Annotated in this window: 13 protein-coding genes; 9 read left to right on the top strand and 4 right to left on the bottom strand. The window is 66.0% G+C overall.

What is annotated here, in order from left to right:
- The first annotated feature begins 195 nt into the window (after window positions 1-195).
- Window positions 196-1,467, top strand: a complete 1,272-nt coding sequence (locus ACLJPX_RS42515) for a serine hydrolase domain-containing protein (protein ID WP_410605829.1) — start codon at window positions 196-198, stop codon at window positions 1,465-1,467.
- A 1,011-nt stretch (window positions 1,468-2,478) separates the two neighbouring features.
- Here ACLJPX_RS42515 and ACLJPX_RS42510 read toward each other — a convergent pair.
- The 3 genes from ACLJPX_RS42510 to ACLJPX_RS42500 form a co-directional block, all read right to left on the bottom strand.
- Complete coding sequence (locus tag ACLJPX_RS42510; protein ID WP_410605828.1) at window positions 2,479-3,408, bottom strand: type II CAAX prenyl endopeptidase Rce1 family protein; 930 nt, start codon at window positions 3,406-3,408, stop codon at window positions 2,479-2,481.
- Window positions 3,409-4,118: 710 nt separating this feature from the next.
- On the bottom strand, window positions 4,119-4,568 hold the full coding sequence (locus tag ACLJPX_RS42505) for a histone-like nucleoid-structuring protein Lsr2 (RefSeq protein WP_410605827.1): 450 nt from the start codon (window positions 4,566-4,568) through the stop codon (window positions 4,119-4,121).
- A 195-nt stretch (window positions 4,569-4,763) separates the two neighbouring features.
- Window positions 4,764-5,705 (bottom strand): NADP-dependent oxidoreductase, encoded by a 942-nt coding sequence (locus ACLJPX_RS42500; RefSeq protein WP_410605826.1) that lies wholly within the window; start codon window positions 5,703-5,705, stop codon window positions 4,764-4,766.
- Window positions 5,706-5,917: 212 nt separating this feature from the next.
- Between ACLJPX_RS42500 and ACLJPX_RS42495 the strand changes: the two genes are divergently transcribed.
- The 7 genes from ACLJPX_RS42495 to ACLJPX_RS42465 all read left to right on the top strand — a co-directional run bounded on the left by ACLJPX_RS42495 (window position 5,918) and on the right by ACLJPX_RS42465 (window position 19,674).
- Window positions 5,918-6,421 carry a MarR family winged helix-turn-helix transcriptional regulator gene (locus ACLJPX_RS42495; protein WP_410605825.1) on the top strand — a complete coding sequence of 168 codons (504 nt, stop codon included), beginning with the start codon at window positions 5,918-5,920 and terminating at the stop codon, window positions 6,419-6,421.
- Window positions 6,422-6,805: 384 nt separating this feature from the next.
- The gene (locus tag ACLJPX_RS42490) at window positions 6,806-7,879 is read left to right on the top strand and encodes an alkene reductase (protein WP_410605824.1); all 1,074 of its coding nucleotides are present in this window, start codon (window positions 6,806-6,808) and stop codon (window positions 7,877-7,879) included.
- Window positions 7,880-7,963: 84 nt separating this feature from the next.
- Complete coding sequence (locus tag ACLJPX_RS42485; protein ID WP_410605823.1) at window positions 7,964-8,875, top strand: alpha/beta hydrolase; 912 nt, start codon at window positions 7,964-7,966, stop codon at window positions 8,873-8,875.
- Window positions 8,876-9,026: 151 nt separating this feature from the next.
- Complete coding sequence (locus tag ACLJPX_RS42480; protein WP_410605822.1) at window positions 9,027-15,815, top strand: amino acid adenylation domain-containing protein; 6,789 nt, start codon at window positions 9,027-9,029, stop codon at window positions 15,813-15,815.
- Window positions 15,816-15,920: 105 nt separating this feature from the next.
- Window positions 15,921-16,589 carry a response regulator transcription factor gene (locus tag ACLJPX_RS42475; RefSeq protein WP_410605821.1) on the top strand — a complete coding sequence of 223 codons (669 nt, stop codon included), beginning with the start codon at window positions 15,921-15,923 and terminating at the stop codon, window positions 16,587-16,589.
- Window positions 16,586-17,827, top strand: coding sequence for a sensor histidine kinase (locus ACLJPX_RS42470; protein WP_410605820.1), 1,242 nt, complete (start codon window positions 16,586-16,588; stop codon window positions 17,825-17,827). Before ACLJPX_RS42475 ends, ACLJPX_RS42470 begins: the two co-directional genes overlap by 4 nt.
- Before the next feature lie 32 nt (window positions 17,828-17,859).
- Window positions 17,860-19,674 carry a glycoside hydrolase family 9 protein gene (locus ACLJPX_RS42465; RefSeq protein WP_410605819.1) on the top strand — a complete coding sequence of 605 codons (1,815 nt, stop codon included), beginning with the start codon at window positions 17,860-17,862 and terminating at the stop codon, window positions 19,672-19,674.
- Window positions 19,675-19,908: 234 nt separating this feature from the next.
- Here the strand turns inward: ACLJPX_RS42465 and ACLJPX_RS42460 are convergent, their stop codons facing one another.
- Window positions 19,909-20,772, bottom strand: a complete 864-nt coding sequence (locus ACLJPX_RS42460; RefSeq protein ID WP_410605818.1) for a helix-turn-helix domain-containing protein — start codon at window positions 20,770-20,772, stop codon at window positions 19,909-19,911.
- 169 nt (window positions 20,773-20,941) lie between these two features.
- Here ACLJPX_RS42460 and ACLJPX_RS42455 point away from each other — a divergent pair, with 169 nt between their 5' ends.
- On the top strand, window positions 20,942-21,799 hold the full coding sequence (locus ACLJPX_RS42455) for a family 16 glycosylhydrolase (RefSeq protein ID WP_410605817.1): 858 nt from the start codon (window positions 20,942-20,944) through the stop codon (window positions 21,797-21,799).
- Window positions 21,800-21,860 lie beyond the last annotated feature (61 nt).

The following is a 21,860-nucleotide window of genomic DNA, read 5'->3' as shown; positions in this document are numbered from 1 at the left end:
TGCTGGGCGCCTGTGGACACCGACGTGATCGATGATACGGACCTACCGGGTACAGCCTCCTGTACCCGGAGGCCGGGTACAGGAGGGATCGAGATTCTTGTGGAAAGACCTAGTTTTCTCAGTATGATAAGCGATCCGAATGCCTCTCGATCCAATAGCCGCGTTCCACTCTGGTCACTGCTGGCCCTCAGCACCGTGGCCAACGCGACCGCCTCCGCTGCCGGCATGAGCTTCCTCGTCAGCATCACATTCGGTGTGCTCACCTTCACCTTCGGCATCGCGCTGTTCGCCGGGCGCCGGAAGACCTCTGTGAAGAAAAGTATTCGCCGGCCGGTACGCGGTGCCGGCGTGCTGGCACTGGTAGGTCTACTCAGCGTCGGCATGAACACCGCGGCCGATTCCGCGACCGCGACCGCGCGGAAATCCAATGTTCAAGCAAGCATTGATTCTCTCGTCAAGGAGCAGCGTTTCCCGGCCGCACTCATCTCGGTGACCAAGAATGGCCGCACAGCGAACCTCGTGGCGGGCACGTCGAGTATCGACCGCCAGATCCCGGTCCCGCGAGACGGATACGTCCGTGCGGCCAGCAGCACCAAGCCGTTCGTCTCGGTGGTCGTCCTGCAGCTGGTCGCCGAGGGCAGGGTAGACCTCGACACCTCGATCGAGAGGTACCTTCCCGGCGTCGTCCGGGGCAAAGGAATCGACGCCAACGCCATCACCGTAAGGCATCTGCTACAGCACACCAGCGGAATCCCCGACTACGAGCCACACGTCGGGCTGCGGAAGTTCGAGGATATTCAGCACAAGTTCTTCCAGCCGCATGATCTGCTCGCCATCGCTTTCGAACATCCCGCAGACTTCGCTCCCGGCACTTCGTGGAACTACAGCAACACGAACTACGTGATCGCGGGACTGATGATCGAGAGGCTGACCGGGCGCCCGGTGCAGGAACAGCTCAAGCAGCGCGTCATCGACAGGATCGGTCTGCAGAAGACGTACTGGCCTCCAGCGGGTGACCAGACCATCCGTATGCCCCACGCTCAGGGCTATGTGATCGGGGACGCGGTAACGAGGAAAGTGATCGACGCGACCGAGATGGATCCGTCTTGGGGTTGGGCCGCGGGGCAGTTGAACTCCACCCCCGGCGACCTGGCCAAGTTCGCCAGGTCGCTGGTCGATGGAGAACTCTTGCCACCCGCGCAGCTAGCCGAAATGCGCAGGACTGTCGACGCACCGTTGTTCCCCGGGTCGCGCTATGGCCTGGGGCTCTTCAGTATTCCACTGAGCTGCGGCGGAGTCTATTGGGGACACGGCGGTGACATCCCCGGCTACGAGACGCGGGGTGGCGCCACAGACGACGGCCGCTCGGTGGGGCTCGCAGTGACCGCGTTGCCTGGCACTTTCGGAGATGGGGAAACCCAAGGTAAAGCCGTGTTGGCCGCGGTAGACAAAGCGTTCTGCGCCTGATTTCCGAACCGTGCTCGAATCGCTTCCACACCGTCCGGCCTAAGCCGCGCCAGGACCGTATATTCGCCGGTGAATCGAGGATCGCTGCCCTTCATGGCAAGAGTTGAGGCCACGCTGGAACGCTGATGTGCCGACTGATCTTGCGTATCGCCGATGTCGGCGAACACTCAGACGGATCGATTCTGCCTCCACAGAAGGAAAAACCGGGCCGCCCAGGCGTTACCATCGCCTAGGCGGTCCGGTTTTCGTTGCATGCTTTGGCCACGTAGCGTTGGTCACGCCAAACGAAACCATCCAGTTCCTGAACGCGAGAGGAGGGAGAAACACAGGCCGGTCGGGGAGGATCTCATGAAGATTCGGCATGTCGTCAGGTGCCAGGGCGATGTTCGGAACGTCGGCCGTGCCCTCCGGCCGACCGGCTATCCGAAGTGCCCTCATCCCACTCCGCAACGCTCGAAGCGCCAGTCAACCGCTTGACGCCGCCGCGGCGGCGGAGAGCCGACCCAGCTCGCCCAGGTCCAGAGTCCCTTGACGGAAGATTCCGACTCGACCTATTTCCCAGACCTGGCGGTCGTCCTCATGCTCGCGGCGGTCCACCGTGATCGGGTGGGCTGTGGGTTTCCGCCGGTCGGGTGCAGGCAGAGAGAAAAGCGTGAACTCGACTCCTTCTAGGACCGCTCTCCTGCCTCTCTTCACACAAAGGCCGGCGACCTCTTCATCGCCGGGCACGGTCCTGACCTCTGAGGTCGACCGCGTGGGCAGATCAGTCGCTGCCGATGTCGGTCGCCAGGGGCAAGTCAGTGATCTTTCCAGTCACCTGCGGCAAGCTGTGCCGCCGGCGCGAAGCTCCCAGACACCTGAACACTGCCGTTCGCCGAAGTCCAACCCGCCGAACTGTTGACACAGCCGGCTATCCCAGCGGCGGCCGATACAGCAGTCGGCCGCAGTGCTGACAAACGCACTGCGGCCGACTGGGATGCCTGGTGAAGATCTTGAAGGACAGTCTGGGTGTCAGACCTTTGTCAGGGGCGCTCGCGGGCGCCCAAGGCGGCCACGTGTGGCGATGAGAACGATGGCGCCACACACCAAGGAACCCGCCAGAAACACGTGAAAGCCATATTCAGGCGAGACGGTCGGGAACACGGAGCTCCAGATCATCGAGATAAAGTTGTTGATGCTCGCGTGCAGCAACATGATCAGCGGCATGCTCTCACCGCTCAGGTTGAACACCCAGGTCATCACATAGCTGAAGGCGATCACGGTGATCAAGAACTCCAGCGGCTTCAAGAGGGTGTCCGTTTTACCGCCCCACTCGGTGAGGTAGAGGGGCATATGCCACAGGCCCCACAGGAGGCCGACGATGAACGTGGCGACCACCGGGCTGAACCGCTCCTGCATCCGCGGCATAGCGAACTCGCGCCACCCAGGCTCTTCCGCAAGGCCGGTGGTGATCACCTGAAGCAACAGACCAGGCAGGAACACCATCAGTACCGCGACCGGAGGCAGCACAGGCGTCACTCCCGACAGGACCGTCGTGGCGAGAATCAACACCGTCGGAACCGCGAGAATCACCACCAGGTACCAGTACCAACGCACGCGGAAGTTGGTCATACGCTTGCGCCAGACCCGCAGTCCAGGGCGGCCGTCGGCGATCGCGGTGACGAGCAGCGCCGCGCCGATCGGACCACAGTATGCGCCGGGGAGCACCCCGAGCAGTTGGCTCCCCATTGGTCCACCCGGGAAGACATAGTCCCAGATCCCCAGGCCATGATTCGACAGGATGTAGGGAGTCCACAATGCCCAACTGAACCCGAAGGCAAGCACGAAGAAGGTAATCAGCGGACTGCGTCGGATGACATTCCCGAGAGCCGAGCCGCCGGGACGCCCGTGAAGAGCTGCGCCGGCCGGCCGACGCGCGGTGTTGGACGGTGGAGTTTTCATAGCGGCTGAGGGTCCTCTCGAACGATGTTGAAGCGATGTGAAGAGAAAACCATCACCCGAGTGGGACTTCGATCCTGCTGATACCCGAATCCCGGGTACAGGAGGCTGTACCCGGCCGTGTCATCTCCCGCAGGTTCGCACGGTCGGCGACTGTTCCAGTAGTCCGTGCTGCGCACAGGGCCTGGCCGTGTGACCTCCAGCCTCAGCGAGAAGATCGCAGGTGACACCGAGGATCAGATCCAGCAGCTGATCGTTGCGCGCCGGATACCGGACAAGACAGGCGCCGAGCTCGAATAGGCTGCGAAACAACGAAAAGCCCCTCCAGTGATCCACCTTCGGCGACCAACTGGCCAAGCGATTTCCCTGTATTCACCAAGGGCCGCTTCCCGTGGGATCCGGGCACTGAACCTCGATTGCTTACCCGCCGTGAAATCCTGCCGTCGACGACGCGGAACAGAGCTTCCGCTTGTTTCTCGGACAGCACCGACAGTGAAATCGACTGATCCCATACCCAGGCCACGCGCCCCGAGTTGCGCGAGCTTCTCCAGTGAGATGCCTACGACGGCAAGGAAGACGGCGACAAGCTGAGCCGGGTCGGCGGACAGGTTCCCGCCGACCCGGCCGGCCACGTGTTTGCAGAGAAGGTTCAGCCGGAGGGACACGTATACCGGGCGCGCGGAGCTTTCACGCTCCCGCGCGGCTGATCCGTGTCAGCTCTCGTCCTTCTTCTTACGAGGAGCACGCTTGCGCGCCGGCTTTGCGGGAGCTTCTTCCACCGGCTCCGGTTCAACGGCGTCGACCTGCGCCTCGCCAGCGTCGAATGCCTCATAGATCTCGTTCGGGATCCGTCCGCGTTCAGCGATCGCGTACCCGTTCTCCGACGCCCAAGCACGCACCTGCTGGTTGCGCTCACGATCAGAGGCTGTCGTGACGCGACTGCTTCCAGGCGCCGTCGACTGGCCGACCGCAACCCGGAGCTTGCGGCCGCCGGTGCGGGTGCCCGCTGCGACGTATCGCTCGAACTCGTCGCGCAGCGCCTGAGCGTTCTCATCCGAAAGGTCGATCTCGTATTGCACGCCGTCGAGCCCGAAGGGCACCGTCTGGGTCGCTTCGCCGCCGTCGAGATCGTCGACAATCTCGACACTAACCTTCTGAGCCATCCACACAGCCTTTCACCGAATAGAGCGGCGCTCCCATGCGCCGGCAACCTTCGCGGAGCCTAACCGCAGTTCACCAGCTTGGCGGTATGACACCCTTCGATGTGACGGTCCGCGACGAGCCCCGAATCGACTGGGCGGGTTCAACGGCGCGGATGATCCGCTTCCGCAGGAGCGCCTAGCTCTGTTCTCGCAGGGTCAGGCGGATGGGATGACTACGACCTTCCCATGCACCGCACCCTCGGCGGCCCGAGCGTGCAGCGCCGCCAGGTCGGCCAACGGCACCCTCTCGGCGACGTCGACGCGCAACTCACCGCTGTCGACCCGCGCGACCAGCTCAGCCAACTGGCCCGCATCACTACGGACGAACAGGTCGATGCCGCGAACGCCGCGCTCTTCGTCGCTGGGGGCGGGCATCCACACCGTCGTGTTCACTACGACCCCTCCGGAACGGGCCAGCGTGACCAACGCGGCCAGCTGCTCCGGGGTGACCGGGGCGAGGTTGAGCACGACATCGACCGGCTCGGTCACCACCGCGGTCACCGCGGTGGCGGTGTGGTCGACGACCTCATCGGCGCCGGCGGAGATGACCGCGTCACGACTGCGCGGGCTGACTGTGGCGATCACGTAGGCACCGGCGCTCTTGGCCAGCTGTACCGCGTAGCCGCCGACCGCTCCGCCGGCGCCGTTGATCAGCACACGTTGCCCAGTCGTCAACTCGGCATGTTCGAACAGCGCCTGCCACGCGGTCAGACCCACCACCGGCAACGACGCGGCGTCCGTCAACAGGACGTTCTCGGGCGCCGATGCCAGGACGTCGGCCGGCGCGAGGACGTACTCCGCGGCGGCCCCATTCTCGTCCATCGGAAGGAAACCGATGACATCGTCCCCGCCTTCGAAGCCGTCCACTCCCTCGCCCACAGCGTCGACCGTGCCCGCGACGTCCAGGCCGGGAGTGTGCGGCAACTCCACCGGGATGGCCCCCTGCATGAAGCCGCCACGAATGGTGCCGTCGACGGAGTTGAAGGACGTCGCGACGACCCGGATCCGGACCTGTCCGGCACCGGGAGCCGGCAGGTCGACATCTTCGTATCGCAGGACACCGGGGTCGCCGTACTCGTGAAAACGCACTGCTTTCATCGGACCTCTCGCCTTCAGCACAAGGAATTTAATTTGAATTCGAAGCAACTCGCCCGACGCTAACACCTGCTTCAACTTCAAAGCAAGTGAGGCGGGTCACCGGCCGCACGGATCATGGACCGCGCGCGCCGAGCCGGACGACAGATGCCCCCGCACCCCTGCGTCACCCTCGATCGCCACACACTTTGAATTCAAAGCAGTAGACTGCGGCCATGCCTGACTCGCCGCCGTCGCTCGACCCCGTGCAGCTCGGCACCTACTTCGACCTCATCGAGGTGACCAGCCTGCTCCGCCATGCCGTCGAGCAGCAGCTGCGCGAAGCCGGCGAACTCAGCTACGTGCAGTTCCAGCTGCTTGCCCGGCTCGGCGACTCGCCGACGGGCAGCCACCGCATGACAGATCTGGCCGACGGCGTCGTCTACAGCCGCAGCGGGTTGACCTATCAGGCAGGCCTTCTGGAGAAGGCGGGCCTGGTCACGCGCTCTCCCTCGCCGGAGGACGAACGCAGCACCACGGTCACGATCACCGACATCGGACGCGCACTGCTCAGGAAGGTGTTGCCTGGGCACATCGAAGTGGTCAGCGGCCTGCTGTTCGAGCCACTCTCAAGTGACGACGTCCAGGCCTTGGCCGGCTTGCTGACGCCAGTGCGCGACCACATGCGCTCGACGCCGCCCCGCTCGGCCGCGCCCCGCCGTCGCAAAAGTGCGCCGTAAGGCCGCACCACTCCACATCGCCCGGCACCCAACCGACCGAAGCGCCGATCACATGTACGCCCGGGACGGCGTCGAGTCCTGATTCGATCCTGACTACATCGACCACTCGAAGGCCTCCGGCCGTTCAGGGCGAAGTGAAACACCGCCAAGGACAGAGGCGACCTCCCTCGGGCCATCCCGAGACCCATTTGCTACGAACTCGAAGCAATGTAAGGCATGTCACGGGGCCGGCAACTTGCTTCGATATCGAAGCATCTGGCATGCTTTGAATTCGAAGCGGCGAGGTCGTGGAGCGTCCCTCGGGGCGGCTCCCCGACAAGACCGTCGCCCGGCTGTCCGCCCTCAGAGCCTCATCACCGCATCTCGCGGGAAAGGACGTCCACGATGACCACTGTTTTCGATCCCATCTACCTGGCCGGACGCCGGCTGCCCAATCGCGTCGTCATGGCACCCATGACCCGCTCGCGCGCCTACGGCCCGGGCGGCACGGTCACCGGCCTCACCGCGACCTACTATGCCCAGCGCGCCTCCGCCGGTCTGATCGTCACCGAGGGTATTCAGCCCTCGGCCATCGGCCAGGGTTACCCGAACACCCCGGGATTGCACACAGATGAGCAGGTCAAGGCCTGGAAGGACGTCACCAACGCGGTCCACGCAGCAGGCGGAACCATCTTCGCCCAGCTCATGCACACCGGCCGGATCGGGCATCCCAGCCTCACCGCCGATCGGCTCGCCCCTGTCGCTCCCTCGCCGGTCCCCGCCGCAGGTCAGGTCTATACCGTCGAGGGTCCGCAGGACTACGTCACTCCTCGCGAGCTCGACGACGATGCGATCCGGGCGACCATCGCCGACTTCGCCGCGGCTGCCCGCAACGCCATCGCGGCCGGGTTCGACGGCGTCGAGCTCCACAGCGCCAACGGATACCTGCTCCACCAGTTTCTCGCTCCCAACACCAACCAGCGCACCGACGCTTGGGGCGGCAGTCCCGCAGGCCGCGCCCGTCTCGCCGCCGAGGTCACCGACGCGGTCGTCGCCGAAGTCGGCGCGGACCGCGTCGGCATCCGGCTCTCACCCGGCAACCCCTTCAACGACATCGCCGAGACCGACATCGACGACGTGACAGCGACCTACACCGAACTGGTCACCCGCCTCGCCCGCCACGATCTGGCCTACCTGCACGTGATCGGCAGCCCGTTGCCCACCGTCGACACAACCCTGCGCAAGGCATGGCCAGGCACGTTCGTCCTCAACCCGATGACCTACCCGGACCCGACCGGACCCGATGCGATCGATCTGGTGGCCGAAGGCTCCGCTGATCTGATCGCTTTCGGAGCGCTCTTCTTGGCGAACCCCGACCTCCCCCGGCGACTTGCCCTAGGCGGGCCCTACAACGCTCCCGACCCGGCCACCTTCTACGGGGGCGACCACCGCGGGTACACCGATTACCCCGCCCTCTGACCTCGATGGCCCGCTGCTTCGCGGACCGCCTTCACCGCTACGGCCACAGCAAAGTACGAATCCCTTCAGGAAAGCAGTGACATCATGAGCCAGCAGCAACGCGCCGTACTGGACGCCATGCTCCGCGACGGCCCCCTCGACCTCGGCGGCGACGTCGAGCGGCAACGAGCGATCTTCGCCGAGATGATGAGTCATTTCCCGCTTCCCGACGACGTCACCACCGCCGATGGCGAACTCGGCGGCATCCCCGTGATGTCCCTCACTGCCGGCTCAGACAGCTCGAACGGGACACTGCTCTACTTTCACGGCGGCGCGTACGCCATCGGCAGCGCCCGCCAGGCCGCCGGTCTCACCGCCGAGCTCGCGCGACGCACAGGAACGACGGCGATCTCGGTCGATTACTCCCTGGCACCCGAGGCGTCGTTCCCCGCACCGGTCGACGAAGCCGTCACGGCCTACCGGGCACTTCTCGAGCAGGGCACCCCGGCGGAACGAATCGTGTTCGCAGGCGAGTCAGCGGGCGCAGGACTCGCGATCACGACCGCGGTGGCGATCAAGGCCACGGACCTTCCTCAGCCGGCGGCCGTGTATGCAGCCTCCCCCTGGGCCGATCTCACCGTCAGTGGCGAATCTGCCACCACCAACACCACTTCGGATCCCTCGGTCACCGTCGAAGGCCTGCGCCGACGCGCCCAGGACTACGTTGGCGACAGCGACCCTGCGCACCCGCTCGCCAGCCCCGTCTTCGCAGACCTCACGGGCCTCGCGCCACTGCTGATCCAAGCAGGCGGCAATGAGATCTTGCTCGACGACGCGACCCGCCTCGCCACCCGCGCCGCGGCCGCCGGTGTTCACGTCACGCTCGAGATCACCCCCGACGTGCCACACGTCTTTGTCAGCTTCGCCACGATCCTCGAAGAAGCCCATGACGCACTCACAGTCGCCTCGGCGTTCATCCGCAAAGCGCTGGGAGCGCCTGCCGAACGAACGGCGTGACTGATCGCCAGGTGGAAACACTCGTGGACTTCTGGGCAGAGTTCATGAACCGATACCCATCGATACCCATAATCAATTGCCAAATGCCATAGACCAGCACGAGTATTTCACGGTCGGTCAGCGAGGTCTCAGAAAAGGTAAAAATCCATAAATGCAAACGGAACTTCTGTCGATGCTTCTTGCCGGTCGGCCAGATTCGATTGCGTTAAAAGACGGCGCGACACTCGTGACCTACAGGGATTTGAGTGATCGCGTTCGCACACGGACCGAGCAACTCGCCGGCGTCGCGGGACCAGGCAGGCTCGTCGCGGTGCAACGACCCAAAAGCCTGGGGTTCGCGGTGGACGCGCTCGCGGTGCTCGAATGCGGCGGCGTCGTGGTTCCGCTGGACCCGGCAGGCCCTCCTGGCCGGATTGCTTCGCTGCGCGCCTTGATCGATCCCCACACCACGATCACAGCCGAGGGTGTGCGAAATCATCCCGCGGCCCGGTCGCGCGACTTGCCTTCGGACGCCGCGTACGTTTTCGCCACCTCGGGCTCGACTGGACGACCGAAACCTGTTCTCGGTTCACGATCAGCACTCGTGGCATATCTGGACTTCTTTTCCGCCACTTTCCCCGGCTCGGGGGAACGACATGGATCTGTCACCGGTCTCGGATTCGATGTTCTGATACGTGATCTTTTCCAGCCACTGCGCGTCGGCGCGACAGTGGTAATACCCGGCGTCGGCGAGGTGCCCGGACCGCGATGGATTGCCGAAAAGGAGATCTCCGCGCTCAACGCGGTGCCGTCTTTGGTGCGATCTTGGCTGCGCCACGCGGACGGCCCGTGTACCTCGGTGCGGTCGCTGTACCTCGCCGGTGAACCGGTCACCGGCGAACTGGTCCGCGCATTACCGCGGTTGTTCCCCGCACTCGGTCGGCTGGTGAACTTCTACGGCACGACGGAAACCGCGCTGCCGAAGTTCCACCACGTTCTCGCACCTGGCAGCGCCCCGGACGGCGTCCTGCCGGCGGGACGGCCCGTACTTGCCGAGACCGAGGCGCGGCTGGACGATGGCGAGGTGGTGCTCGTCAGCGCACATTGTGCCTTGGGCTACCTGGACCGTCCGGATCTGACCGCTGAGCGCTTCATGACGATGCCGGATGGACGCACCGCCTACCGCACCGGCGACCGTGGTCGTTTCACCGAGGACGGCATGCTGGTGGTCCAGGGCCGTGTGGACGACGAGGTCAAGATCAACGGTGTACGCACGCATCCGGCCGAGGTGGCGGCCGCGCTGCGTAAGCATGTGCACGACGCGTTCGTGCTCGGAGAACGGGACACTGAAGGGCGGCAACGGCTCATTGCTTTCGTCCAGGCGGAGCCGAGTCTCGACGTAGCGGCCTTGCGGATGGCGTTGCTGGAGAGTCTCCCGGCAGCGGCCATACCCTCTCGTGTGACGGTCTTGCCTGACGGGATTCCGCGTCTGCCCAACGGAAAACCGGATCGGGCCGCCCTGCTCGCACGGCAGCCGGCGAAAAGCGGCGTGAACGATGAGTCGTCCACGCCGCGGGGGCGGAAAGAGGCGATCTTCATCGCCTTGTGGAAGGAGATATTGGCGGTACCCGTCGATGCCACCACCGACTTCTTCGTCGCGGGCGGGGACTCCCTCGCAGCGCAACTCCTGATCGCCCGTGTGAGGAGCGAGCTGGGTGCGGAGCTCGGGTTCCGCACGTTGCTCAGCCACCCCACGCCGCGCTCGTTGGCGCAGGTCGCGATCGGCCCCCCGGCCGCGAGTACCGCTCCGACGCGGCGATCGGCGGTGACAGCAGTCCAGCGCAGGCTGCACTTCCTGCAGGAGCTCGATCCTGAAGACACCTCCTACGTGCTGATACGTCGGATCCGAGTGCGCGGGGCGCTGGACACCGACCGGGTGCGGCAAGCTGTCGCGGTGCTCCTGGACAGGCATACGGAACTCCGCACACGCTTTCCGACAGTGAACGGTGAGCCGCGCACGTTGATCGATCCCGCGCCGGAGACGCCGTTCCACGTCGTCGCGGCGTGGCCTGACCTGACGCCGCGGAAGTTCGACCTCGCACAAGAACTGCCGGTCCGGGTACAGCTGTTGCGAGAGCATGCCGATCAAGCAATCCTGCAGTTCTCGATCCACCACATCGTCTCGGACGCACGGTCCAACGAGATTCTGCTCGATGAGTTCTTCGCCGCCTACCGTGGGCTTTCCCTTCCCGATGTGCCCTTGGCCGAAGAACCGGTACAGATCGACCTCGAAGGCAGGCTGCCTTACTGGCGCCATCTCCTTGCGGGTGCTCCTGCCATTCTCGAGCTGAGCGGCCCACGGCCGCGCACTGAGTCGAGGAGTACTGCCGCCGGGCGGGTGGTTCAGCGACTCGAAGCGGACGCGGTGCGTCACGCGGCTGCCGTGCTGGGCACGACCCCGTTCGCATTGCTGGTCACAGCCTTCTCGCACGTTCTGGGCAGGCACGGGGGAACCGATGACGTGGTCCTGGGAACCGCGGTGTCTACACGGGACTCTCCGGAGACTGACTCCCGGATCGGTTGCCACATAGACACTCTCGTGTTGCGACTCGCGCAAAGTCGCGAGGGCACCATCCGCGAACTCGTCGCGGCCAACGCGGACGCGGCCGCGGACGCCCGCGATCACCTCGTGCCCTTCGATACCCTGGTACAGGCGCTGCGGCCCGACCGTGATCCGTCCGCACCTCCGCTGGTGCAGGTTCTCTTCACATTCCACGGCGATCGTGCACCCGAAACGGGCTCCGAACTGCGTGCGGACGTTCTACCGGTACCGGTGGGCGGGGCCAAACTCGATCTCACGTGCACAGTCCTGGACAACGGCTCCGGTTTCGAGTGCGAGATCGTGCACGCCGCCGACGTCGTGGACGCCTCCGTCGCGGAGCGGATCGCTGAACACTTCGCCGAGACGCTTGCCGCGATGGTCACCGACATCGACGGCCCGGTGACAGCGTTACCTCCAGCGCCAGCACGTGACCGTGTGTTCGAGCCTCGAATCCCACCCGCCGCCGGACCGGCGCCCCTGCTTCACCAACGGTTTCAGAGCGCGGTGCACGACCGTCCCGACCAAGTGGCTGTCCGCTGTCGCGGCACAGCCCTGACCTACGCGGACCTTGATCGCCGGGCCGGCGCACTCGCTCGGCATCTGCGAGACAAGGGAGTGAGGAGGAACAGCCGGATCGGGCTACTGCTGGACCGGTCGACAGACCTGATCGTCGCGATGCTCGGAGTCGTCAAGTCCGGTGCGGCGTACGTACCGCTTGACCCGATGCATCCCGTCGCGCACACGGCGGCCGTGCTCGCCGAGGCCGGGGCCACGTCGTTCGTCACCCATGACGAGGTGCCGGACCGGCCTGATCTACCGGCCATTGTGCTCGACGACATCGACTGGAACTCGCTCGACGACACTCCGTTCGAAGCAGACGTGCGCGCCGACGACGTGATGTACGTGATGTTCACGTCGGGGTCGACCGGCCGTCCCAAAGGCGTCGTCGTGGAACATGGTCACGTCGCCGCCTACCTGTCGTCGTTCCTCCGGCTGTTCGGTCTGCGCGATGGTCTCTGTTACGCGACGCTGTCGACCTTCGCCGCCGATCTCGGGCTGACCAACGTCCTCTGTGCCCTGGGAACCGGCGGCACCCTCATCGTCGTGCCCTACGAGGACGCGACAGATCCCGTCTCTCTCGCATCACTCCTGCGCACGCATCCGGTCGACTTCGTGAAGCTCGTGCCGAGTCACCTCAAAGCCATGCGCGAAGCGGGTGTCCTCGCGGACGTTCTGCCGCGCCGGCACCTGGTGCTCGCGGGAGAGCCTTGTCCTCCCGACTTGGTGCGCTCAGTCCAGGAAACGGACGTCGGTTGTACCGTCTGGAACAACTACGGACCGACTGAAACCACTGTGTCGGTGCTGGCGCACCGAGCCGAAGATCCCGTCGGCGACACCGTGCCGCTTGGCAAGCCGTTGCCCCACGCACGAGTCGACGTGGTGGACTCGGCCTTGCGGCCGGTCCCGCTCGGGACCCCTGGCGAACTGCTCATCTCCGGTGCGAGCGTCGCACGCGGATACACCTCCAGCGAGGACGACGCGGGACGGTTCATCGAGCACCCGTGGACAGCAGGATTGCGTGCCTACAAGTCAGGTGACCTGGCTCGCATCGGCGTGGACGGTGCCGTGGAGTACCTCGGGCGGACTGACAGGCAGGTGAAGATCCGTGGTTACCGCGTCGAACCTGGCCACGTCGAAGCGGCGCTGCTCCGGCACTCCGCGGTCGCCGAGGCCGCGGTCGTCGCGAGACCCGGGCCAGACGGCCGGGCGAGGCTGGTCGCTTACTGGGTACCGGCAGGCGACGGCTCGGGCCTCTCCTCGTTCGCGCGGTCCACGCTCGCGAGCCATCTGGTGCCGTCGGCGTTCGTTCCGCTCACCCGCTTGCCCTTCACTCCCAACGGAAAGCTCGATGAAAGCGCGCTCCCGGCCCCTGCGAGCAGCGCGGCTTCCTCCGTGGTCGCACCGCGCGACGACACCGAACGCCGGTTGGCCGACATGTGGTGCGACCTGCTGGGTCTCGATGGCGTCGGTATCGACGACGACTTCTTCGATCTGGGCGGCGATTCGTTCACCGCCATGCGGATGGCACGCGACGTGCCCGGCCTGCGCGTGGTGACGGTGTTCCAGCGGCCCACCATCAGGTCGCTGGCCGAGGTGCTGCGCGGCGACGCGGACGACGGGCTGCTGGTGCGGCTGAGGGATCGCCCTGCCGGGTCGCCACCGGACACCACGGTCGTCGCTGTTCCGTTCGGCGGGGGGAACGCTTCGACCTATCGCGAGCTCGCCGCCGCGCTTCCCGAGGAGATCGACATGCTCGCGGTCTCACTTCCCGGTCACGACCTCGGGGCAGCTGATCAGCCACTGATTCCGTTCCCCGACCTGGTCGATGCCGTTGTCCGCGAGGTGCGCGCCGACGTCACCGGTCCGGTGGTGGTCTATGGACACTGTCTCGGCGCCGCCGTCGCCGTCGCCGTCGCGCACCGCCTGGTTTCGGAGGGCACGGACGTGCTCGGCGTTGCCGTCGGTGGTGCTTTGCCCGCGCCGCGACTTCCCGGCAGATTCTTCGAACTCCTCGCCCGAGTGCTGCCGAGCGACAGATGGACGTCGGACCGTCTCTATCGCGACACACTCCGCGGAATCGGGGGCATGGCCGAGGAACTCGGGCCCGACGACCTCGCCTTCGTTCTCCGGGCGGTGAGGCACGACTCGCGTGAAGCCGAGAAATACTACAGCGGAGAGTTTCCCGGCACCATGCCCACACCAGGAAGTGCCCCGCTGCCTGCGCTGTGCATAGCGGGCGAATGGGATCGCATCACGGAGTTCCACGAGGAACGCCACCGTGAGTGGGACGATTACGGTCTGGCCACCGGCTCAGTGGTGATCCGGGACGCCGGGCACTTCTTCCAGCGTGACCAAGCCGAGATTCTCGCAAGGCTTCTCACACGCTGGTGCGAGAGCCGGCTCACCGACCGCGAGGGATCTGTTCCCGACGGCGACTTCGCCGACGCTCCGACGCGAGAAGGCGTGGTTGGCCGACGGATCACCACGGGCGGGAGGCTGCGCGCGTTCGCAGCGGTCTCCTTCGCCCAGGCGGTGTCGATGATCGGGACCCGAGCGGTGGCGTTCGCCCTCGGAGTCTGGCTGTTCCTGCGCACGGGCAGCGTGTCCGACTTCGCGACCACTTTGGTGTGCTCGGTACTGCCTGGCCTGCTGGTACTCCCCATCGCGGGCGCCGCGGCAGACCGGTGGAACCGGCGGTTGGTCATGGTCGTCGGTGACGTCGCGGCCTTGCTTGGGTCGGTGCTGTGCCTGGGAGCGCTGCTGGCGGGTGAGCTGCGCTTGTGGCATATAGGCGTGGCCGCCGCGCTCGGCTCGGTCGGTACCGCGTTCAGCCAACCGGCCTTCATCGCGGCCACTGCTCAACTGGTGCCCAAGCGATACCTGTCACGGGTCAACGGCATGTCTCAGGCTCTCGTAGCAGTGTCTCAGGTCGTGGGCCCGCTGTTGGGCGGGGCGCTTCTCGTGCCACTCGGCCTCACGGGCCTGCTGGCGCTGGACATCGGCACCATTGTGCTGTCGCTCGGGATCCTGTGCTTGATCCGCTTCCCGGACCTGATGTTCCGCAAGCGTGAGGAGACGGTGTGGGAGGAGATCGCGGGAGGGGCACGCTATATCTTCCGCAGGCCGCCCATGCGCGCGATGGTGGTGTTCTTCCTCGGCTACAACTTCTTGCTGGGCGTGGGGCTCGCACTTCTGCCCACGATGACGTTGTCCTTCGCGACGCCCTCCGCGCTGGGCACGGTCACCATGGTCGGGGCGGCAGGTGGCGTCGCGGCCGGTCTCGCCCTCGCGTTGTGGGGCGGGTTCGCCCGACGCGCGACCGGAATGGTGGGTTTCGTGTTGCTGACCGGTGTGGGCATGACGGTCGCCGGCCTTCGTCCGAGCGTCGTTTTCGTCACCTGCGGCATGCTCTGTGTGACGTTCTCCCTCGCGATGATCAACGGTCACTGGCTCACGCTGATCCAGGCCAAGGTCGGTCCCGAGTTGCAGGGCCGAGTCGTGGCGTTCAACCGGATGATCGCGAACGTCACCGAGCCACTCGGATACGTGATCGCCGGCGTCGCCGCAGACAGCGTGGCGAGCGGGATCGGACTGTCCTGGTGGGGCGATGGACAGGGCCGCGACATGGGCCTGCTGCTCGTCATCGTCGGCATGGTGTTGACCGCGCTCGGCGTCGCCGGCCTGCGCTGGCACCGCCTGTATCGGATGGAGGACTTGTTGCCGGACCACATTCCTCACGCGACCGCCAGTTGGGATCGCGACGAGCTCCAGCGTCGAGCCGATATGCAGACAGTGTGAGCAGGGCCCGGTTCGGCGTTCAGGCCGGCTCCCCGAGCTTCGTCGGTTTACCTGCCGGGATTCATCGCTCGGGCGCACACGGCGACACGCCGTTACCATCCGCTCATGCGCGTACTGGTGCTCGAAGACGACTTCGAGCTCGGCACAGAGATCGCCGGCGGACTCAGGTCAGCCGGCTTCGCGGTCGACCTCGCCAGGACCGTCGGCGAGGCGGATCTGTCCGTGGCGGTGCACGGCTACGACTGCCTGGTACTGGATCGCATGCTCCCCGACGGCGACGGGCTCGGGCTCGTACGGGACCTGCGGGCGGCCGGTTCCCGGGTACCTGTGCTGATGCTGACCGCCATGGACGCAGTGACCGACCGAGTGGCCGGGTTCGACGATGGCGCCGACGACTATCTGGCGAAGCCTTTCGCCCTCGCAGAACTCGCCGCTCGGGTCGGCGCGTTGTGCCGGCGTAGTGAGTCTCCACGGCCGGTGGTCCTGCGGGCCGGTGACCTCGAGATCGACACGGCACGCAGACAAGTGCGCCGCAATGGGGTGCTGCTTTCTCTGGGCGCCAAGGAGTTCTCGGTTTTGGAGCTCTTGGCGGCGAGGGCCGGACAGGTCGTGTCACGCACCGAACTCATCGAGCATTGCTGGGATGAGCTGTCGGATCCACTGTCCAATGTGGTCGACGCGGTGATCCTTCAACTGCGCCGCAAGCTCGGACCTCCGGCCTTGATCGACACGGTACGTGGAGCCGGCTATCTCATCAACGAGTCCCCAGCGTGACGACACCCGCCCGCGTCCGGCTGCGTCGCTTGCGGCGGCGTCTTACCGCCCTGTATGCGCTCGGCACGGCGATCTGCCTCGTGGTGCTCGCGGGTATCGCATCGGAGCTCGATGCCGAGTCACGCGCGTCCGGCTTGGACCATGAGGTCGACAGGACAGCGACCGCATTGTCACGGGCTCTCTGGTACGACGACGCGGGCGTGCTGCACCTGGAACCTCTGCGAGAAGACATTCTGGCCGCGGGAGCCGTTCCGGTGACTGTTTTCGAGTGGACCTCGTCAGATGATCTGGTCCAGCGTTTCCCACACTATTCGACGGATGCCGAAGCCGTCGCTTCGCTGGCCGGAAATGCTCGCCACACCCAGGAAACAGTGCTCGGTGACGCCCTGCTGGACGGTGCGGAACGACGGCTCGCGGCCGCTCCCGTCTGGAACGGCGACCGGATCGGGGCCGTGGTCGTCGCCAGGGGCGACCCCGAGGCAGGTGAGGCCGGGCACGCCGGGGTGGTGCGATTCTTGGCCATCGGGTGCGCGGGTCTCGTGCTGCTCGCGGCCGCGGCGGGTCACTTGCTGTCCGGCCGGAGCATGCGGCCCGCACAGCGTGCTCTGGACCGCCAGGAGCAATTCCTGGCAGAGGCGGCACACGAACTCCGCACTCCCCTGGCGACGCTGCAACTGGTCACCGACAGCGGCCTGCGCGAGCCCACACGCGGTCAGGAGGCGCTGAGGCGCTCATCCCGGCTGGTGGGCGAACTCGGGCGGCTCGTCACCGGTCTGCTGGTGCGCGCCCGGCTGGCGGCAGGCACCCAAGCGCTCGAGCGGGAACCGCTTCGGCTGGATCTGCTGGTGGAGCAGATCGTCACGGACTACGACGACTCCCGGATCACCCTCACCGCCGAGCCTGGCGTCGTGCTCGGGGATCCGGAACTGCTCGCTCAGGCGATCCGGAATCTCCTGGACAACGGCATCCGGCACGGAGGAGTGGACGCAGGCATCGAGGTCGGTGTCGCCGGCGGCCGGATCTCCGTGCGCGACCATGGCCCTGGGGTGCATGCTGCCGATCGCGAGCGCCTGTTCGAACACGCCGTCACCGGCGAAGGAGGTGGCACCGGAATCGGACTGGCCATCGTGCGCTGGGTGGCCGATCTGCACGGTGGCTCCGCACGGCTCGGCGACGCCGAGGGCGGCGGCACGGTGGCGGAGCTCATGCTTCCGGGCCATGAGGGCGTCGTCTCATGACCTTCTCATCGGAGCCTTGACACGCTTCGACCATGTTCAAGCGCATGGCGCCTCTCGCCGCCCTCCTGCTCGCCTCCGCCTGCACCTCCGGCGCTGACGAACCCGTCGCGACGACGAACGGATTCGTGCGTGTCGACCAGGTCGGCTATGGCACCACCGAGGAGAAACACGCCTACCTGATGAACGGAGGCGGCGCTTCGGCGTTCCGGGTGGTCGAAGAGTCCGGGCGGACGGTGTTCGCCGGCACCGCCGGCACATCGGCAGGTTCCTGGAACAGTGGCTTCCCCAGTGTGCGCGTACTGGATATCTCACAGGTCAGAACACCGGGCACCTACCGGATTCTCGCCGACGGAGCGGCACCGTCCCCGGTCTTCCGAGTGGACTCGGCAACGGCCCTCTTCTCACCGCAGGTCGTGGCCAATGCCCGCTTCTTCGAGGCCCAGCGCGACGGCTCCGATGTCCTTCCCTCCACAGTGGACCGAAAGGCCGCGCATCTGAACGATGGCCGGGCGACCGTGTACGAAGTCCCCCGCTATGACGAAGAAGGCGCTGAACTGCAGGATGAGCGACTCACCCCGGCAGGCGGGCCGGTCGACGTCGCCGGCGGCTGGTTCGACGCCGGGGACTTCCTCAAGTTCACCCACACGACCGCATACAGTCTCGCGTCGCTTCTCCTGGCCCAGCGGGATTCGCGTGCGGGTGGCGCCGAGCTGGCGGCCGAAGTCCGCCATGGGTTGGCTTGGCTGGGCAAGATGTGGGACGAAACCACCGACACGCTTTACGCGCAGGTCGGGGTGGGCGCCGGCAACGAGAACGTGCGCACCGACCACGACGTATGGCGGTTGCCCGAAGCCGACGAAGCACCGGGTGCCGATCCCGCTCTTGCCCATCGCCCGGTGTTCCGTGCCGCCGAGCCGGGCGCCTCGATCAGCCCCAACCTGGCAGGCAAGGTCGCCGCCGCCTTCGCCCTCGCAGCACAGACGAACACCGGCATCGAGGCTCGCCAGTTCTTGGACCAGGCCGCCCGCGTCTACGATCTCGCCGACCGCGAACCGGGTCCGCTGACCACGGCCTACCCGCCATCCTTCTACCCCGAAGCGTCCTGGCAAGACGATCTCGAGTTCGCCGCGACCGAGCTCGCGCGGTCGGGCGAGGCACTCGGCGACCCTCGAGCCGGGCGCTGGGCCCGAGACGCCGGACACTGGGCAACGGCGTACCTGGCGTCCGACGTACGCGGAACACTGGGGGTCGGCGACGTCAGCGCGCTCGCGCACACAGACCTGATCAAGGTCATCGACAAGGGAAGCCCGGCCACCGGGATCACCCGCGACCGGCTGACCGACGACCTTGCCCGCCAGCTCGATGACGGAATGGCCCGGGCGGCGCGGGACCCGTTCCGCGCGGGCGCCGATCAGCTCGAGTTCGACTCGGTACCCCACGCGTTCGGTCTCGCGACGACCGCGCTGCTGCACCGGCAGGCCACCGGCCAGGACACCTACGCCGCGTTCGGCACCCGGCAACGGAATTGGACACTCGGCGCGAACGCCTGGGGTACGTCGTTCGTGATCGGCAGCAGCACCGTGTCCCCGCGCTGCCCGGAACACCAGGCAGCCAACCTCACCGGCAAGGAACTCACGGGTGCCGTGGTCAACGGCCCGAACAAGGCCGAACGGTTCGCCGAGCTCAACCGGTTTCCGGCCATGCGCCAGTGCGTGACAGGCGGTTTCGAACGGTTCGACGGCCGCGGAGCGCGCTTCGTCGACGACGTGGGCGCATGGCAGAGCGTCGAGCCTGCCCTCGACTTCACGGCCACCGCGCTGCTCACGTTCGCACTCACGAGCCGTTGATCCGGGCGACGTGGATCTCGACCGGATCGGCGACTATCGCGATCACCGGAACGGGCAGATGAAGAGTGTGAAGGGACCGGATCCGTGTCTGCCCTGACCAATAGCTCACGCGCCGCGTGCGAGCGCCTTCGCCAAGAAGCAGTGCAACTGCCACCGCTCGTCGAGAGCGCTGAACGGCGACCGCTTGTAGGCGCTGGCGAGCATGCCCCTTGAGAATCTCGATGAATTTGTCAACTATGACAGCAGACGCCGCGCGAGGCGCTCGACCGCCCTCTCCGACGCCGATCCAGGTTCGGTCACCACGATGAGCAGCCGGTGATCCGGCCGGTTGAGGACGCTGAAGTACTGCTGTGTGACCGTCAGCCTGCCCAGGATCGGATGGGAGAGTTCGACAGCCTCGTCGTCGCGGCAACCAAGGCGTCGCTCCGCCCAGAACCGGGCGAAGTCAGCACTAACTTGGCAGAGTTCGTCGACCAGCGTGTGCGCGACCGGGTCGTCGGGCCGGGTCGTCATGGCCGTCCAGATGTAGGCGACGGCGGACCGGGCGGTCCGTTCCCAGTCGAGGTAGAGCCGGCGGTTGAGCGGATCCAGGAAGTGATAGCGCAGCAGATTCGGCCGCTCGCCAGGGATCCGCGGGCTGGAGAAGTCCAGGTTCCAAGCCAGCAGTGCGTGCGCAAGCCGGTTCCAGGTCAGCACATGACCACGGCTGCCGATCACCCAGGCCGGTGCGTTGAGACCAGCCACCATCAGCCGGATCGAATCGCCCGCCTCCTCGACGGCATCCGACACGTCACCGATACGAGGCCGGTACCGATCGACTCGGATCAGATCCGCCAGGTGCGCGCGATCGCCGTCGTCGAGCAGCAGCGCGTCCGCCAGCGCATCGATGACCTCATCGGAAGCAGTGACCGCTCGCCCTTGTTCCAGCCGGATGAGGTACGACACGCTCATCCCAGCGAGCCCGGCGAGTTCCTCTCGCCGGAGACCGGGAACCCGTCGTCCGTCCTTTCCGGACATCAGGCCGACGTCCTCGGGCCGGAGCCGTGCCCGGCAGGCTCGCAGGAACTCACCTGCTCCTCCTTCTTTCCGGCCCCGCATCCGTACCTCCTGCGTCAACTACGAGAAGGAATCTGGATACCAGCCGCCGAATGAGAACGCGATGAGATCGGCCCGCGAGCCTGCCACTGAACAGTGGCAGGCTTCCGCACCCCTGATCGGCAATACTCTTTACAAATACGCCGCACCTTACCGGCGAAAGGAAAGCTCAGTGCAGAGCAAGCATTTTTCGACTATACGAAGGTCGGGCACGATCCTGGCCGCCTGCCTCACCGCCCTGACTCTGACCGCTGCGCCCTCCCCGGCGACGGCCGCGCCACATCGACTAGCGCTTATCTGGGCCGACGACTTCGACCAGCCGGCCGGAACTCCTCCCGACCCCGCCAATTGGAACCACGACACCGGCGGAGAAGGCTGGGGAAACGAAGAATTGCAGTACTACACGAACAGTACACGCAACGCGGCACACGACGGAGCCGGGAATCTCGCGATCACCGCGCACAAGGAACAAGTCGCGGACTCGAACTGCTGGTACGGGACCTGCGAATACAGTTCGGCCAGGCTGACCACCAAGAACAAGTTCACCCAAGCCTACGGCAGGTTCGAGATCAGGCTGAAACTTCCTTCAGGACAGGGAATGTGGCCCGCGTTCTGGATGCTCGGCTCCGACTACGAGGAAGCCGGATGGCCGAACTGCGGTGAAATCGACGTCATGGAGAACGTGGGCAACGAACCCCGAACAGTCTACGGGACCCTCCACGGACCCGGTTTCTTCGACGAGAACGGGCTTGCCGGCGAAACCACGAACCCTTCCGGAATGCCACTGTCCGCGGACTTCCACACGTTCGCCGTCGACTGGACACCCGAGCGAATCACCTGGTCGCTGGACGGCAACACCTACCACTCCCGGACCGAGGCGGACGTACCTTCCGGCGGCCGCTGGGTGTTCGACCACCCGTTCTTCCTGCTGCTCAATCTCGCGGTGGGCGGAACCTGGCCGGGCAGTCCCGACGACACCACCCAGTTCCCCCAGCAATTGATCGTCGACTACATCCACGTCTACCAGTGATCTGCAACCGTTCGGCGGCCCACCGGCCGCCGAACGGTGATTACTTGACAAACTCATGGGC

Source organism: Amycolatopsis sp. lyj-90 (genome assembly GCF_046549035.1).
Classification (GTDB): domain Bacteria; phylum Actinomycetota; class Actinomycetes; order Mycobacteriales; family Pseudonocardiaceae; genus Amycolatopsis.
Note: the sequence above shows the minus strand (reverse complement) of the source record. Positions and strands in the feature narration are given on the sequence as shown.

What these genes read in the sequence shown, in the direction of transcription:
- ACLJPX_RS42495 (WP_410605825.1), top strand. Translation starts at nt 5,918, where the DNA reads ATGCCTGACTCGCCGCCGTCGCTCGACCCCGTGCAGCTCGGCACCTAC.
- ACLJPX_RS42505 (WP_410605827.1), bottom strand. Translation starts at nt 4,568, where the DNA reads ATGGCTCAGAAGGTTAGTGTCGAGATTGTCGACGATCTCGACGGCGGC.
- ACLJPX_RS42490 (WP_410605824.1), top strand. Translation starts at nt 6,806, where the DNA reads ATGACCACTGTTTTCGATCCCATCTACCTGGCCGGACGCCGGCTGCCC.
- ACLJPX_RS42475 (WP_410605821.1), top strand. Translation starts at nt 15,921, where the DNA reads ATGCGCGTACTGGTGCTCGAAGACGACTTCGAGCTCGGCACAGAGATC.
- ACLJPX_RS42460 (WP_410605818.1), bottom strand. Translation starts at nt 20,772, where the DNA reads ATGCGGGGCCGGAAAGAAGGAGGAGCAGGTGAGTTCCTGCGAGCCTGC.
- ACLJPX_RS42465 (WP_410605819.1), top strand. Translation starts at nt 17,860, where the DNA reads ATGTTCAAGCGCATGGCGCCTCTCGCCGCCCTCCTGCTCGCCTCCGCC.
- ACLJPX_RS42500 (WP_410605826.1), bottom strand. Translation starts at nt 5,705, where the DNA reads ATGAAAGCAGTGCGTTTTCACGAGTACGGCGACCCCGGTGTCCTGCGA.
- ACLJPX_RS42485 (WP_410605823.1), top strand. Translation starts at nt 7,964, where the DNA reads ATGAGCCAGCAGCAACGCGCCGTACTGGACGCCATGCTCCGCGACGGC.
- ACLJPX_RS42480 (WP_410605822.1), top strand. Translation starts at nt 9,027, where the DNA reads ATGCAAACGGAACTTCTGTCGATGCTTCTTGCCGGTCGGCCAGATTCG.
- ACLJPX_RS42510 (WP_410605828.1), bottom strand. Translation starts at nt 3,408, where the DNA reads ATGAAAACTCCACCGTCCAACACCGCGCGTCGGCCGGCCGGCGCAGCT.